The sequence below is a fragment of the Gimesia panareensis genome, from assembly GCF_007748155.1.
In the GTDB taxonomy this organism is placed as follows: domain Bacteria; phylum Planctomycetota; class Planctomycetia; order Planctomycetales; family Planctomycetaceae; genus Gimesia; species Gimesia panareensis.
In genome coordinates this window covers 2,195,299-2,211,380 of the sequence record NZ_CP037421.1, presented here as the reverse complement: position 1 = coordinate 2,211,380, position 16,082 = coordinate 2,195,299, and the positions used below count along the sequence as shown (strand labels likewise).

General features: G+C 54.3%; 8 protein-coding genes. 1 reads left to right on the top strand and 7 read right to left on the bottom strand.

Annotation, left to right across the window (positions count from 1 at the left end):
• Window positions 1-116: 116 nt before the first annotated feature.
• Window positions 117-2,201, bottom strand: coding sequence for an alpha/beta hydrolase domain-containing protein (locus Enr10x_RS08210; RefSeq protein WP_145448725.1), 2,085 nt, complete (start codon window positions 2,199-2,201; stop codon window positions 117-119).
• 53 nt (window positions 2,202-2,254) lie between these two features.
• Window positions 2,255-4,204, bottom strand: coding sequence for a sialate O-acetylesterase (locus Enr10x_RS08205; protein WP_145448724.1), 1,950 nt, complete (start codon window positions 4,202-4,204; stop codon window positions 2,255-2,257).
• Window positions 4,205-4,553: 349 nt separating this feature from the next.
• On the opposite strand from Enr10x_RS08205, the gene Enr10x_RS08200 reads away from it, so the two are divergent.
• Complete coding sequence (locus Enr10x_RS08200; protein ID WP_145448723.1) at window positions 4,554-6,569, top strand: CehA/McbA family metallohydrolase; 2,016 nt, start codon at window positions 4,554-4,556, stop codon at window positions 6,567-6,569.
• Between the two features lie 30 nt (window positions 6,570-6,599).
• Here the strand turns inward: Enr10x_RS08200 and Enr10x_RS08195 are convergent, their stop codons facing one another.
• The 5 genes from Enr10x_RS08195 to Enr10x_RS29875 form a co-directional block, all read right to left on the bottom strand.
• The gene (locus Enr10x_RS08195; protein WP_145448722.1) at window positions 6,600-8,963 is read right to left on the bottom strand and encodes a dienelactone hydrolase family protein; all 2,364 of its coding nucleotides are present in this window, start codon (window positions 8,961-8,963) and stop codon (window positions 6,600-6,602) included.
• A gap of 123 nt (window positions 8,964-9,086) precedes the next feature.
• Window positions 9,087-10,151: a WD40 repeat domain-containing protein gene (locus tag Enr10x_RS08190; protein ID WP_145448721.1), complete on the bottom strand. Its 1,065-nt coding sequence runs from the start codon at window positions 10,149-10,151 to the stop codon at window positions 9,087-9,089.
• Window positions 10,148-11,407, bottom strand: a complete 1,260-nt coding sequence (locus Enr10x_RS08185; protein WP_145448720.1) for a DUF1501 domain-containing protein — start codon at window positions 11,405-11,407, stop codon at window positions 10,148-10,150. Before Enr10x_RS08185 ends, Enr10x_RS08190 begins: the two co-directional genes overlap by 4 nt.
• A 42-nt stretch (window positions 11,408-11,449) precedes the next feature.
• Window positions 11,450-13,093: a DUF1549 domain-containing protein gene (locus tag Enr10x_RS08180; protein WP_197997532.1), complete on the bottom strand. Its 1,644-nt coding sequence runs from the start codon at window positions 13,091-13,093 to the stop codon at window positions 11,450-11,452.
• A 245-nt stretch (window positions 13,094-13,338) separates the two neighbouring features.
• Window positions 13,339-16,074: a sulfatase-like hydrolase/transferase gene (locus Enr10x_RS29875; protein WP_197997531.1), complete on the bottom strand. Its 2,736-nt coding sequence runs from the start codon at window positions 16,072-16,074 to the stop codon at window positions 13,339-13,341.
• Window positions 16,075-16,082 lie beyond the last annotated feature (8 nt).

Genomic DNA, 16,082 nt, shown 5'->3' with positions numbered 1-16,082 from the left:
CAGTTAACAACACTGTTCATTGGCGGAGTTGACCTCACTCCCGGATACGCAGCAAAAAGCCTGCCTACGGGAAGCGCAGGCAGGCTAAATGATGTCATTCAACAGACCAACGGGGCTTAGTTACCCTGCTCTGACGATCCGGCTTTCGCTCCCGCATTGATTTTTTCAAACAGGGGTGCCACCCGATCACGCTGCGTTTGCAGAATCCGCTCCCGGTCTGCCTGCAGCAGATAGCCGGCTTTCTCATAAGCCTCGCATTGTGCGGCCAGCTGTTCGAGATACGCTTCCAGTGTGCCATAGCGTTCTTCGAGCGACGGTCGGGGATCCCCCAGTTGTTCGCGTTCTGCTTTCGTCAGTGGAAAGGGAATATACGAGCCAGACAGACTGTATAGCTGGTTGGCGGCAGGACCGTTCTCACCGCGTAAGCGCCAGCTGGCATAAGTGGCCACCGGTACTGCAACCTCGGGAGCCGACAGACATCCCAGGTCGTTGCCGTCCGGTCCGGATCGGGGGACGAGAACCCTGTAGTCGCCGCGCGGCAGAGGCGGCTGGAGATCGACGATGCGCTGCTTTTGCCAGCGGGGACCGAAATCCAGGTAAGAGGGTTGCTGAATGACTCCCGGATAGCGAATGCCGGGAATCTGTGGAAACCCGGTGGCATTCTGAGTCCAGCTGACGAGCGTCCCCTCCCTGATCGTCGGATAGACGCTGGCAGGAGGTACGGTTCCCTCTTTCGCCCAGTTGTCGAGTGAGAGCAGCAAGGCACGCAGGAACGGTTTGTAATCGGCGGGATTGGGAGCCGTCTGACCATCGCCAATGCTGGTTGTGAAACGGCTCGGACCATGCTGTGTCCCACCGAAGATATAGAACCGCACATTCTCGGGCAGCGCGACATCGGTGGTACCGAGGGGGTCGGTATGTGAGAGTGAGCCACTGCGGTTCCAGTACTCCGAGGAAGACTGCGTGTGCATTACCAGGGGTGCAGTGCCGCTGGTCTGGGACAGGGTCAGAATTCCCTCATTCAGACCTGACAGGGGATCTTTCTGGGCAGTGTAAGCAAAGGGGAAACGGTCCGGCGGGTAATCATGATGGTCATGCTGCCCCGCATGCCGCGTGGGCTGGGCAAAGCGATGATTGAACGATCCCATGCCGGATCCGGATACGTGGGGAATGATTCCCTCAAAGACCTTGCGGCCCGCTTCGTCTTCATTGAAGCCCCAGTACATCATCTCGCGTAAAAAACGCCCGCTTTGTGAGACACCGAAGGAATGCGCCCGTTCGATCACGGGCTTGCCTTCTACGAGTAACGGATTGCCGTCGCCCGTCCCCTGCTTCAGGGCTGAGACCAGATCGCGTACCGCGGTGAAGCCGGTTCCCATCACGACGGGATCCTGCGCTTCGTAAATCAGTTCGTAGATCTGCAGCTTCTTCAGCCCGGCGGGATATTCCAGTTCTACTTTCGGTAGTTGTGTGGGCGAATCGCTGTCGATCTCCGTGACATGCAGTTTCCACTCCGAACAGGGAATCGGCACGCGCGGATGACTGGCCAGCAGACGGTGCGTCAATGTCGCCTGCTGGAGTCCCTGAGCCGTTGGACGATAGGAACCATGGTTCCCCCAGTTCACGACGGTCCGCGTGGTATCCTTGCTCGGCACGATTTCACAACGCACTTTGCCGGTGATTGGCTGCTGAATCGCTGGAGGAGCAAGACGTAGTCGATTGTTCCCTGGCAGCAGTTCTCCGTCCCAGCCGCTCGAAACGTAAGTGAAGCCCTCTCGCATCAGAAACCCGTCACCCGCCTGTTTCTGTGTTTGGGGATCGTTGCCCCCCGAAGCGAAGTTAAACATCCGCAAGGCAGTCAGGTTGCCCCGGTTATTGACATCGTACAGCAGCGCCCCGTTCCCTTTGCTCAAGTCTTTCGGTGCCAGGATGAGCACGTCCGCCGCCAGTTCCACGCGGCCCGCTTTATTACGCGGTGCCAGCTTCAGATCGACGACGTTCTGATTCTGCGGCAGTTTGGGATCGAGTGCATAATACACGCGGCCCTTAATCCGTTCGTACTCTCCGACGGTTCCATATTTCTGACCGTCGGCAAATGGTTCGCGTGTTGTAATTTCAAAGCGTGTGAGCTCCGCAGCCAGCGGTGACGCGAGCAGCCAGGAGATGAGTGTAATGGTAAGGATTTGAATTTTACGATTCATGATTTTCTCGATAGTGGTAGCTATTTCAGACTTTTATTATTTGTTCAATGGGATTATTTATCCGTTCGGAACGGGACTGCAGGCAAGCCGGCAGCGTTATAGAGAGAGCATTCCGGGTTCGTCGCCCACGCATACCGGACAAACGCAGGTTTGGGAATACTCTCATTCCAGACCAGGACACTGTCCCCATCAATCTTCGCCTTTGCCCAGCGAAAGACCTTATCAGGGCCTGCAACCGCGAAACCTTTCATTTCTTCACCCTTCGATTTCAAACCTCCACCAGGGTGCTTGAATTTGATCCTGATCCGGTCACCTTCCACAGTCGCCGAGTAGAATTGAGGCCCTGAAACGACAGTGTCGGTGTCTCCATAACAGTCACGCTTCGCCCACAGTGCCAGGCGTTTGCCGACATCCTGCTTATTTTTAGGGTGGACGTTGGTAGCATCGCCAATGTCAATCGTAACTGCCATACCAGTGTGGGGGAGATCCAGCGTCTTGGCCTGTGATTCCCGGATCCATGCCCAGCCTCCCTCGCCGGGTTCAGTCTCGCGTTTCTGATAGCTGGCCAGTTGGACAAAATAAAAGGGGAGAGAGTCATCGCCCCAGAGTTTGCGCCACGATCTGATCATGGCAGGGAACAGGAGCGTGTGCTGCTCCGCCCGACCCGCATTTGATTCACCCTGATACCAGAGAAACCCTCGGATGGGATACTTAGTATATGGCGCAATCATGGCATTGTAGAGCGCTGACGGCACCTTATAACCAAAGGGGAGACGCCGGGACATCTTTGCAGGTTCCAGGCCAAGTTCCACTTTGTACTTCCAGACTTTGGGAAGCATCACCTCGCCTGCCCCCTGCTGATATACTTTCAGAGGTGCCGGGTAACTGGGATAAAATCCTCCCTGATCAATTTCATTGAAAATTCGAACGGCAATGACGTTCCGCCCCGCCTTCACCAGTTTTCCGGGAATCTTGTGCGTACGGAATACATACTGTCGCCCATTGTTTTCTGTGCGCGCGATTTCTGTTCCGTTCACGTACGCCACGCTATTTTGGGTGATCAGGCTCAGATAGAGCTGGGCGTCTTTCCCAGCCCAGTTGGCAGGCAGATCGACTTCAGTCCGAAACCAGACCGCACCATCGATATTCAATCCCTGGGCTTCAAAGTTGCCGGGAACACGCATCTCCTTCCAGCCTGAGACATCATATTCCGGAGTTCCCCAGGCAAGACACTCAGGTTTGATGCCGGGATCTTTATGGGCCGCAGAATCGTAGATCTGTTTCCGGACTGCTATATAGGTCTTCCAGTCCGGGTATTCTGTTGGCGAAACAGTAGACGGCGCCGGCAGGGATTTGTCAGCGGCCAGTACTTCTCTCGGTGTCCAGGCTTCGCAGGAACTGGCACCAACGGCACTATTGATCACACCGATCGGTATGCCATAGGAGTTATGAATCTCCCGGGCAAAGAAGTAAGCGACTGCGGAGAATGATTGAACGGTCTCCGGCGAGCAGACCAGCCACTCGCCGGCTGTGTCTTTGCGTGGCGCAGAAGCCATGTCGCGTTTTACCATGAAGAAGCGAATCTCCGGATAGTTCGCATTCCTGATTTCTTCCGCGGCATTATTGACCTCCCTGACACGCATCTCCATATTCGACTGCCCGGATGCCAGCCAGACGTCGCCAATCAGGACATTCTTAATCTGCACAACATTTTCACCAGCAACCCGCATCGTTGTCGGCGCAGGCTGCCTGGACAATGAATCAAGAATCACTTGCCATTTTCCGGCTGCATCTGCCGTCGTTTCCTTTTGTTGCCCGCCGATCTCGACAATCACCTTTTCTGCGGGAGCTGCTGTCCCATAAACTGGTATGGGTTTCCCCTGCTGCAGCACCATATTGTCTGAGAAAATTGATGGCAGACTGACATCAGCGTAAATCGGAGCGGGAGTACAGGCGAGAAGGAAGAGCAGAAAGCATCCTGTGCGCTGGATGTAGTATCTCATGGTGCATTTACCTTTGGTAGATTCTTAGTTGTTTTCACATTTGCACTTCTGATGATGAAGGTCCGAGCAGGTTCCAGTCGGACCTGAATTCCACCAGACTGTTCCCACAGTTGTAACTAGATCCATGACTGAGAGCCAGTCCCATACAAACTTGTCACAGCTGCGGGAGATAAAGTTTTTGCATGTTCATCTGGAATTCATATACGATCACTGCGATGTTGAAGTACCGATTCAGTATAATGATCTATGAAGTTTCTATCAGACCTTCGCATTGTCCCTGCACGGATATTTGAAATTATCCGTTTGTCCTACCCGCTTTCTACCATCCAGTACCAGAGGAGTCCAGCAAATGGACCTGCGTCATCTTGCTCTCTTATTCCTGATCACACTCTGTGGAATCGAACCCTGTATAAACACATTGAAAGCTGACGAAACACCGATCATCATCGACCGTGAATCATACGAAGTTCAAGGAAAGACGACGTACCAGAAAACGTTTTCCGCTCAGAGCAATCCGACCGAATTTGCACTGCTGTTCGACCAGAAGCTGACCAAACAGAGTTCTGGAGGGTACTGGAACGTTAGCATAAACGATAAAGTGCTCGGTCGACTGGAAGCACATACTCCCCAGATCGACGAGGACAAAGATCATGATGGCTTTCATCGTATCGGTTTCGCAATTCCTGCCAATGTCTTGAAATCAGGTGAGAACACATTATCGATTACGGGGCGTGGTCAGCCGGCCGTCTTACGCAATTTTGTTCTGGAACCACGCTCTCTGAGAGAAGCACTCCAAATGGGAACCGTGACCGTAAAGGTGAATACTCCCGAGGGACGCCCGGTCGCAGCACGGATTACAGTGGTAAATGATCTGGGGCAACTCGCAAAACTGTATAATGCCCGCAAGTTAACCACCGCCGTTCGTCCCGGAATCCTCTATACACTGGGAACAGGCGATGCATTCGAATTGCCCCCGGGTAAGTACACACTGTACGCCACGCGCGGCATGGAATGGAGCGCAGTCAGTCAACCAATCATCGTTCAAAGCCACCAGTCCCAGAACCACACGTTTGTCATTACACGCGAAGTCGACACCACAGGCTTCGTCGCCTGCGACAGTCATATTCACACACTCCCCGGCAGCGGTCACGGAAATGCAACTTATGAAGAACGGATGATTACGATTGCCGGTGAAGGAATTGAAGTTGCGGTTGCTACTGATCACAATCACATCACGAATTACAGGAATTACCAGAAGCCCACGGGGACAGAAACCCAGTTCCATTCCATCTCCGGAGATGAAGTCACCACGCGTAACGGTCATTTTACTGCGTTCCCCTTAGACCCCGACAAAGCAGTTCCCGGCGGCGTCAAAGGGAAAAACCCCCTGTTCCTGAAAAACGACAACTGGGACGAATTAATCGCCGACATGCGCAAGAAAGGGGCTGAAGTGATCATTCTAAACCATCCTTACTGGCCCAGTATTCCGGAAGGTCCTTTCGGACGCTTCCGTTTTAATCGCAGCACAGGTCAACGGGGAGAGGGGCCTGCGTTTAATTTCAATGGATATGAAGTGGTCCAGCCGGCAAATAAAATCCCCGATTTTTTCTATGCACTGGAAGACTGGATGTCACTGCTGAATCGCGGATTAAAATTGACCGCAGTGGGAGCCACAGATTCCCACACCGTCAATAACCCGGTCGGCCAGGCCCGCACTTATCTTGAAAGTAGTACGGACAACATCACTGAGATTGTTCCCCGGGAAGTCTATCGTGCCTTCACGGAAGGTCGGGCTGTCGCTGCAGCAGGGATCTTTGCCAACCTGAAACTGCAAGGGCAGTATCACATGGGTGATCTGGTCCCTGCGGAAGCCCTCCCTGACAACAGTAAAAGTCAAGATGCAAAGCTGACTGCCTTATTGAGGGTTGCCTCCCCCTCGTGGGTCCGTCCCCGTGAAGCCATGATCTATGTCAATGGAAAACAGGTCGCTCACCAGTCAATCAAAACCGTACCGAATCAGCCGACAAATGAGACTCTTGAGTTTTCGATTGATCGGCCTCCTCACGACGCATATGTCGTGGCATTTGTCGTGGGTGATGGCATTACCCTTCCCGGCTGGACCACCTACGGCAAAGCCTCGCAGGCCATCACTAATCCGATCTTCCTGGATGTGGACGGTGATGCAAAATACAGTTCCCCACGTGCGACAGCAACGAAACTGATTGCTAACTTTCGGGACCAGCATGGTAAACTCACACCGGTTCTGCAAAAAATGCTGCTCGAATCTGCAGCAGTAAAAGCAGATCCCGCCATCCTGCTGCATGTCACAGACCTGCTGAAACAGAGTTCTGCTCAACAACCATAACTTTAGATGACCCAAGTCTTCTGACTGGTGTTATTCCGCAGGTACAGGCCAGTTCAGATGCTGGTGCAGAAAATCGTAGGCCCCCTGCTCATGAATGGCATGCGGGCCTTTGATCCATTCGATCGTAGTTCGGTTTCCAATTCCCAACTGTGCCTGATAGAGGAACCGCACCTTGGCATATTCCTGCGCAACCCGGTCGTCCGGTTCGACGCCGTCAAAGTGCCCCCGTTCGACCATAAAGGGCCGCGGGCAGATGAGCGCGGCCATCTCGGCGTAGTTAAAGGTTCCTCCCAGGTTCCATTCGAAGATTTCATATTCCCCTTTGTTGGCGTAGCTGTACCGCAGGGAACGCTGATCGGTGGCTGCGTTTTTCCAGACCCACTCACCGAAATCAGCCGAGCAGATTGATAAGGCATAATTGTCTACCAACGGCGGAATCCGCATTGCGGACTTGCCCCCATACGATATCCCGTAAAAGCTAATCCGCTTACCATCGACGAAGGGAAGTGTTTTGAGCCAGTCGGTCAACTGCTGATGTTGCGGAACCGCAATTGAAAATAGCGTACGACCGATCGATTGTGACTTGAACTGCAATGTCCGAAATCGATCGAACAAGATGTACGGATTCTGCGGAGCAAATGTGATAAAGCCCCGCTCTGCCAGATGTGTGGAAAATGATTTATAAGCCCGGTACTTTTCTTCTCCCACGGTGTGCCGGGGACGCCCTTCCAGGCCATGCTGGGTGACGACGACCGGCCGTTTTTCAGAGCCGTCCAGTTTCATGTCTTTGGGAAGCGTGAGAATTCCATACGCGGTCACATCGGGAAAGACGTCCATTTCCACCTGGTAGCTGACCGTTTTGGGACCTTCCTGATATTTGCGCGTTCGGGTGTTGGCGGGCAGGAGTTTCAGAGCGAATTCCCCTACGACATCTTTCTTAAAGATCTCCCGGTAAGGCTCCACTGTTTTTTCAAATTCTGGAAGCGAACCGGTTTTGAGATTTTTCATGAACTCAATGCGTGATTCATAGGCCAGTTGTAACAGCCGCTGATTGTGCCGTTCGATTTCTGCCAATTGTGCAGCATGCCGCGCGACTGCATGCGCGGTAGACTTTAATTTGAGCGGTTTTACAGTCGTGGCAAGCGTGGCCTCAGGATCCAGACTGGTGATGAATGCCTTACGAGTCTTGCTGGAGACAGCGTCCTCGGTTTCAATTAATGCCAGGTTGGGTGCCTCTGGTTTCAGACCAGATACAAATTCTTGCGCCTGTGTGAACTCCTGGCGTACTTCTTCTTTATCGGGGACCAGGAGCTTTCCGGGCTTGCCTTTCAGCTTGGGATAATGATCGTCAATGACTTCCAGTTTCCCGTCAGCTGTTGTCCGATAGCCATACCTGGGATAAGCACCGTTTTCAATGATCAGCGTCCGGGGAGCGACGAGGCTGGCGATTTCCGCATCGCCCAGAAGGTTGAGCTGGCCAAAGACATTCCGATCCGCGGGTTCCTGCCAGAGCTGTTCCCGGGGGCCGAAATAACCACAGACTGCAGTCGCATCGATATCGGGATCCAGTGCGGCGGCATAGAGAGCCAGACGCCCCCCTTCTCCCCAGCCAACGATTCCAATGGGACGAGCGGGGTCATCGCTGGATTGTTTCAGCTGCTGCACACCCGCCATGATTTTCTGGACTTCATAACCGGCCAGGGTCCGCCCCAGTTCAAATGCGGGGCGGTGCAACCATTCCCGTTGGCTCAGATTCCATTTGTTGAGATCGCGATTGATCAGAGTGGGAATCAGTACTCGAAACCCGGACCGAGCAAGTTGCTGGGCATAGTTCCCCCCTGGCTGATCCGAAGAGACCAGCGTTTCCGGTGTCTGATCCGCTTCCGGGACAGCAACAACGTCACCATGAATCTTACCGGTGGGAACGAGCAGCAGCCCTGCACCCGACAGATCATCCAGAACGGGCCAGGTGACTTCATAAATGGTAAATTGATTCTCCACCGATTGCGGAGCAGAGCCGACATAAGAGAATCGCCCTGAGATGACCGGATCTGAAATGCCCAGCATGCGCATCAGTTCCTGTTTCTGCGGCATTACGGATTTTGCGTAGGCTGCAGGAGAACTCAGATCCCTCTGCCAGGCGTGTGAACGATTTTCCGCGGCCAGCGCGATCTGTTTCAACAGGAACCGATCGATACCGTCGATCATCTTTGCGCTCAGGTCGGCCTGATCCGTTAAGGGCTGTGTTCCTGGCAGCGGGCTCTGATCCATAGCCGGTTTTAAAACGGCCCAGGGAGGGGCTTCCCCCGCAGCAAGCTGATTCTGGTTGGGTTGTAGAGACAGACTGCCCAGCAGGGACAGTGCCAGAATACAGGACAGGTTCAGTCGCTTCATGATCGTCCTTCGCTGAGAGCCAGAGTGGTGAATCTAAGGTATTGTTGTTTATGCAGTAATCGTACAGGCTTATTCAATGGGCATCGAGAAGGGATGCAGTATTTGCTGACAGGCTGATAAATATTACGCGGGCTGTTTTTCGGTCATACGATAAATGCGGGCAGCGCCATCCGAATGGGCTACGGCCAGATGGCGTCCGTCATGCAGCAGATCCAGTCCACGTGCCGCTTTGGGGAGCGGCATGGTGTGGAAGAATTCCTCTTCCCCTGGTTTGCGGAACCAGAGTTCGCCTTTACCGCTCCGGTTCGCCCCTGCACCGATCAGGAAGCCTTCCGGATGAAAACGGACCCCCCAGGCAATTCCCTGGAATGACTTGTCCGGCTTGAGTTGAGCCGTGGCTTTGCCAGTTTTCCAGTCGAACAGCATGATGATTGGATCCTGGACACCAGCGAAGGAATTGACCACCTTCGTGATACCGGCACTGGCCAGTTCGCTGCCGTCGGGACTGAATTTGAAATCGCGGGCTCCGCCCATATCCGCGGCAAATTTGTTGTCGTATCCGGTCATGACACCGGCATCAATGCTGCGGACTTTTTTCCCGGTGTTCAGATCCCAGACGTGGATGACTCCCATCAGATCCTGCGAGGCCATCTGCTGACCGTCCGGATGAAAATCGACCGCATAGACGTGTCGTTCGTGTCCGGCGAATCTGTGCAGCAGTTTGCCGTCACTGATGTTCCAGACCTTCACCAGCAGATCGTTACCACAGGTCGCCAGTTTCGTCTGGTCGGGGGACACCCGGACCCAGCGGGCAGATCCCTGGTGTGCCTGAATACTCAGTATCGGTTTGGGTTCTGCGTCAGCCAGATTCCAGGCTTTGATCTCACCGCCCCAGCAGGCTGAATACAGCGTTTTGCCATCCTGGGAGAAATCAAAACAGCGTACCCAGCTGGTGTGCCCCTTTAAGGTTCGCTGTGACTTGGTGTTTATGTTCCAGACCTGAATTTCCAGATCTTCAGCTCCTGCGACCAGATGCGTCCCGGTGGGATCGACTTTGCAGGAGGTCAGGGGAAACTTATGTTTGAACTCAGCCGTCAGGTGAGTCAGGAGTGGATCGACGGCGTTATAGTCGATCACTGGCTTCGCTGCGACGAGCGGCTCGGAGGTCCCGATCTGTTGCTGATTCATGCTAACAACTCCTTGATGGGTTGTGTGGTGGGATCGCCAATGGGAATGGATCTGCCGCGGATGTCATGATCGCGGGTGGAATCAATGCCCAGTGCCTGCAGGTACGTGTGAAACAGATGACCGGCGTCGACTTCCCGGTCGGCCACTGCCGTGCCTTTGTCATTGGTCTTGCCGATGACCGCCCCCGGCTGAATACCGCAACCTCCCAAGGCAATCGACCAGGCGGTGCCCCAGTGATCCCGACCGTAACGGACATTAATCTTCGGGGTTCTGCCGAATTCGGAGTAGACCATCACCAGAGTACTCTCCAGCATGCCCCGCTCGTGCAGGTCATCGAGCAGCATCGAGAATGTTTTGTCGAACTCCCCCAGTTGCTCGAGATGGAAATTGAAGTTTTCGGCATGCGAATCGTAGCCGTGATGAGTGACTTTGACGCAGGTGGCGTTATTCTCCAGCAGGGTTCTGGCGAGCAGACAGTTGCGACCGAAATCGTGTTTACCGTAGCGTTCCAGATCTTTGTCAGCAGGGGCCTTCTCGAAAAAGGACTTGCGGGCCATGAGCTTGGAGGCCTGCTGAAAAGAGGCGTCGAATGTTTCTGTCTGTGACTTGCGGCGTCCCTGGCGAAACTGCTGATTGAACTGCTGACGTAATTGCAGGCGACGGTTGTTCGCGGTCTCATTCAGATTTTTGGGCAAGCCCAGATTCTGAGGCGGCTTGACACCTTCGAATTTTAACTGGGCATGCTGCGCGCCCAGGAAGGCTGAAGTCGCATCGCTCAAACCGCGGGTGGAGATGTGAATATAACCGGGTAAGTCACTGTTCACAGGGGCCAGATACCGGGAGGCAATGGATCCGACATAGGGATATTCGCCTGCCCGTCTTCCCTTCTCCATGAACAGTCGACCCTGCGAATGATCATTGGTTTTGATGTTGATACTGCGCACGATAGAGAGCAGGTGCATGCGCTGCGCTGTGTGCGGGAGCAGTTCGGAAATATGCATCCCGGGGACTGACGTGGGGATCGCTCGGAATGGCCCACCGAATTCGGTTCCGGGCTTGGGGTCCCAGGATTCCAACTGACTGACGCCCCCCTGGAGATAGACCTGCAGGATTCGTTTATGCTGTCCTTTCACGGTTTCCGCGTGCGCGGACAGATCAGACAGTCCCAGACAGACTGCACCGCCGGCCGCCCCCGCCATAAACTGACGCCGGGCGATCTGGTGATCCAGTGAATGGCATCCTTGATTGCGTTTCATACTTTGTCCTTCTGACTGTCAGTGAGGAACTGAGGTCGAGGTTTAATGATTGAAGCGAAACTCATCAGAAGAGAGTGCCGCCCAGACCAGTTGCTGCAGATCCTGATCGGAGTATTTCGGGTTGCTCTTGAGAAATTTGCTGACCTGTTTGATTTCCGTTTCGGTGGGGAACCGCGAAAAGACAGAAAGATAAAGCTCTTCTGCGATCTCTGCCGGCTGTTTCAACTTCTTCAGACGCGCCGTCAGACGATTGCCTGAGGGGGACAACCAGGCCTGGATCGTGGTGCCATTTAATAAAAACAGGGCCTGATCAGCGGAAGCATCGAAGCGTGAGGTCTGAGCACCAACGATTCCAAAGGTTCTGACAAACGCCGTCACATTTCCCTGCAAAGCAGTATGCAGGGTTTCTTCCTGCCAGAGAGGATCGTCTGCCAGTTTGGTTTTCTTTTTCTCATCGACTTTGCGCTGCTTTGCCTGCAGACCTTCGAGCGTGGCTGTGCTCACCCCGGTGGCCTGCATCATCGACCAGGCAAGTTGCTCTGGTGTCAGCGGTTTAAGCAGCCCCATGCCGTAAAGATTTTTCTCAGGAAGCTTGGCCTCAGGCGAGACGTGGCTTTGTCGCTGATAGGTTTTCGTCAGAGCAAGCTCCCGGAACAGATAGCGAAGATTGTAATCGTGGCTCTGCAGTTCTTCCGTTAAGAGTTTGACAATTTGGGGATGCGTGGGCGGATTATCTGAGTGCCACATATCGAGCGGCTCCACCAGCCCCTGTCCCAGCATGATAGCCCAGACCCGGTTGACGATGTTCTTTTGAAAGGCCTGGTTCTCTGAACCGGTCAGAGCCTCTGCCAGTTGCAGGCGGCGACTGTAAACCGGGACCGAACGGACATTCTTGGCCGGCTTGACCTTATAAGCGTCTTTCATGTCCGCCGGATCAGGAATTTCGGGTAGGTCCAGAATCCGCGGGGCGGTCTTGCCTTCTTCGTTGGTAAAGACCGAGGTAAACGAAACCTGTCCTTCGGCCTTTTCACCAATCGAGGCCAGTTTGGTCTTGGGATCTTTAAAGAGATAGCTGCGGCTCAGAAAGGCATTCAGACCGTGGTAGTGCCGCTGCAGGTAGTCGTTCACATTGGGATGATCGTGACATTGGGCACATTCCAGATCGCGTCCCAGAAAAATGCGTCCCAGATCGCGGGTCACGACTTCGGACTTCAGTTCCCGGTCCAGCAGAAAGCGGGCAGCGGGGCGCGTGGCCTTGTCTGTCCCGTCCACGGTCAGCATTTCATGCACGAGTTCATCCCAGGGACGGTTCTCCAGAAAGGCCTGACGCAGGTACTCTTCCCATTCCGCTGACTTTACATACTTGCTCGGTCGGCGTTCCATCAACATTGTATCGAACAGGTACTGTAACCGCCGGGCATGCTCGGGAGAGGCGAGTAACTGATCAATCAGCTGGCTGCGTTTATCGGGAGCAGAATCAGCGACGAAGGTCCGCACTTCGTCGGCAGTCGGAATCGTTCCCGTCAGATCAAGTGTGACCCTTCTGAGGAACGTGGCATCGTCGGCGAGGGGCGCCGCCTGCTGTTCGAACTGCGGATTTCCCGCGGCAATCAGAGAATCAATCTGCTGATGCAGTGGTGGTTTGGCGGATACTGTTGGCGCGGCTCCGGTAAGAACCAGCACCATGCACGCTACCATTGTGTGGAAGGAACGTAATCTCATAGGGTCACGCTGTTTGGGTAGGATTATGCGAGCAGGGACCGACACATAGACATATCTTGATCGGTTGCCTGATTCTAGCGGAAGAAAACGATCAATTCAATCATTTCTTACGAATCCTAACTTTTTTCAGCAATTCGACTGAAATCCGTTCGGCTAAACCCCTGAAACAGGAAATCTGGCGAGAAAAATCGGCCTGAATGTTCAGTGAGTCACTGTTTTGCTCCCGTTTTTGCCGTCTTCTTTTTTGGGCGCCAGGTGGGATCGCCTGCATCTTTGGGGAGACTGGAATTCCAGTTGATGATGGCCTGCTTCAGCCGGGCTACCAGTTTAGGATGCTGTACCGCACAATTATTCTGCTCCGAAACATCCTGTTCCAGGTCGTAGAGTTGCACGCCGGACTGATCGTAGTTCATGTAAAGCTTCCACTTTCCGTCGCGGACAGCCAGATCCGGATTGTGTTCCTCTTTTGTCCCGGGACGATCGGGAGGGCGTCGCCAGAACAGCGGTGCCTGCCTCGTCTGCTTCGCTTTGCCGAGCAATGTCGTTGCCAGGTCTTCCCCATCGAGTTCAGCTCCCTGGGGGAGTTCGGTGCCTGTCAGGGTGTAGAGTGAACGGTTCAGATCGAGGGCGCTGAGGACTGAAGTGTTGTTGGTGGTGTTCACTGCTTGGGGATTGAGCAGTCCCGGTCCCCAGACGATCAGCGGCGAACGAACGCCCCCTTCGTAGAGCCAGGTCTTTGCGCCCCGTAAGGGGGTCGCAAGACCGGCGCCGGTTTCGGGTCCGTTATCTGAGGCGATGAGGATCAGCGTATTGTTTTTCAGTTTCTCGTCATTGCGAATGCGGTCGAACAAAGTTCCTAACTGCTGATCCATCGCATCCAGGACCGCGTAGTAGAGCGCCCGTTTGCTGCCATCGGTACTGTTGCGGAGCACCTCGGGTGGAAAAAAGGGAGAATGCACATCGTCGGGCCAGAGATTCAGATAGAAGGGCTGCCCCGTGGCCTCGGCCTGATCGATAAAGGTGAGTGCGTCTTTGACAAAGGCAGCCGTCACCACCGAACGGTCTTCCCAGTAAATCGGTCCGTGGCCCAGATTGGCGGAACCGAGATCGTGTTTTTTCGGCGGCTGTCCATCATAGGCATCCTTGAGGGGGAGTACGCGTGGTCCCAGCCCTTCAAAATTCGTCAGGCTCCGATCGAAGCCGTAGCGGTTAATCAACGGTGCTTCGCCTACGTCACGCTGTCCTCCCATGTGCCATTTGCCAAAATGACCTGTCGCGTATCCCGCATGCTTCAGCTCCCGCGCCAGCACGGGGGCTTTCGGATTGAGCCATTGTGCCAGACCTCGTTCCCGGTTTTTTTTGCGCTGCGCGAGATAGGAGTTAATCCGCCAGCGTTGAGGGTATTGACCGGTGGTCAGGGCAACCCGCGACGGAGAACAGATGGGCGAGTTCACATAGAAATTCGTAAATCGGATGCCTTCCGAAGCCAGTTGGTCGATCTTTTCCGTTTTGACTGTAGTTCCCTTGAAGCAGGAGAGATCCGACCAGCCCATATCATCAATAAAGACCATGATTACGTTCGGTTTCTCCGAACTGGCAATTCGTTGCGGTCTGCCAAAGACGGCTTTCTGATCTCCGGTTTCCGCCAGCCAGTCATCGACCTGTTGTCGCAGTTTGCGCAGGCGTTCTACATGGGCGGGATCCTCGATCAGGTTCTGTTGTTCAAACGGGTCCCGGGTGACCTGGTATAATTCCTCACGCGGTCGTTCCAGATAACGTCGCACCTGGAGGCGTGCCTGGGGACTGGAGATCGCTTTTTGGACCCAGCTGTTCCAGTAACCGTTTTTATCGGGAACGTTCGTGACGTGACTGGTGAAGCGGAATTCGGGGTGCAGATTACGGATGTACTTCCAGCCGTCCAGCGTACGGGCGGCTCGGATGGGGTAGACATTATTATCGCCGTCTCCTGAATGTGTGGTGAAGATGACTTCGCGGTGGGTGTCAGTGTTCCCTTTAAGCACGGGCAGAAACGAACGCCCGTCGATTTGCTCAGGAGTCGCACCGCCGGCGACTTCGACGAGGGTGGGCAGAATATCGATCCAGGAGACCATCGCCTCTGATCGCACTCCCTGTTTGATGCGGCCCGGCCAACTGACAATCAGCGGCGTGCGAATGCCCTCGTCATACAAGTTCCATTTGCCGAAAGGCCACTGCGCACCATGATCGCTGGTATGCAGAAAGAAGACATCGTCCCCGAGTTTCTGGCGGGCCACGTCATAGACCTGCCCCAGTTCGCTGTCCATTTTCTTGATGGCGGCCATGTATTTCGCACGCCAGCGACGTGTAACCGGCGTATCGACGTGATTGGGCGGTACCTGCAACTGTTCTGGATCAATGTCGCCAATTTCTTCTGGCCAGGGAACGTGAGGCCAGTTGGTGCCGACAAACAGGCAGAGCGGTCGATCACTCTTACGCTCCTTGAGCCATTCAATGGCTTTGGGAATTGCGATATCTTCGTGATAACGAAAATGACGGGCGATGTCGAAGCCGTATTCCGGGGTCTGTTTATAGTGTCCCACTTTTCCGAATGATACGACTTCGTAACCCAGTTCCTGCAGGTACGCGGGCAGCTTTTTGAGCTCGGCCCGTGGTCGAGAGTGGTTCGGCTCTGCACCGTTGTGGGCGGGATAGAGCCCGGTGAGCAACGCGGCTCGACTGGGTGCACAACTCGGGGAAGCGACAAAGGCGTTCTCGAAGGTCATGCCCTGGTCTGCCAGGCGTTTCATATTCGGTGTCGGAATATCCGGAGAGCCATATACAGAAGAATCGCGCCAGGTATGGTCGTCTGAAAGAAAGATGACCATATCAGGCCGGGCCGGTTCTGCAGAAACCGCGGCCGTTAGAAACTGTGACATGAGTAGACAGGTGAAACCAAGTAAGCGCATTTGATGAC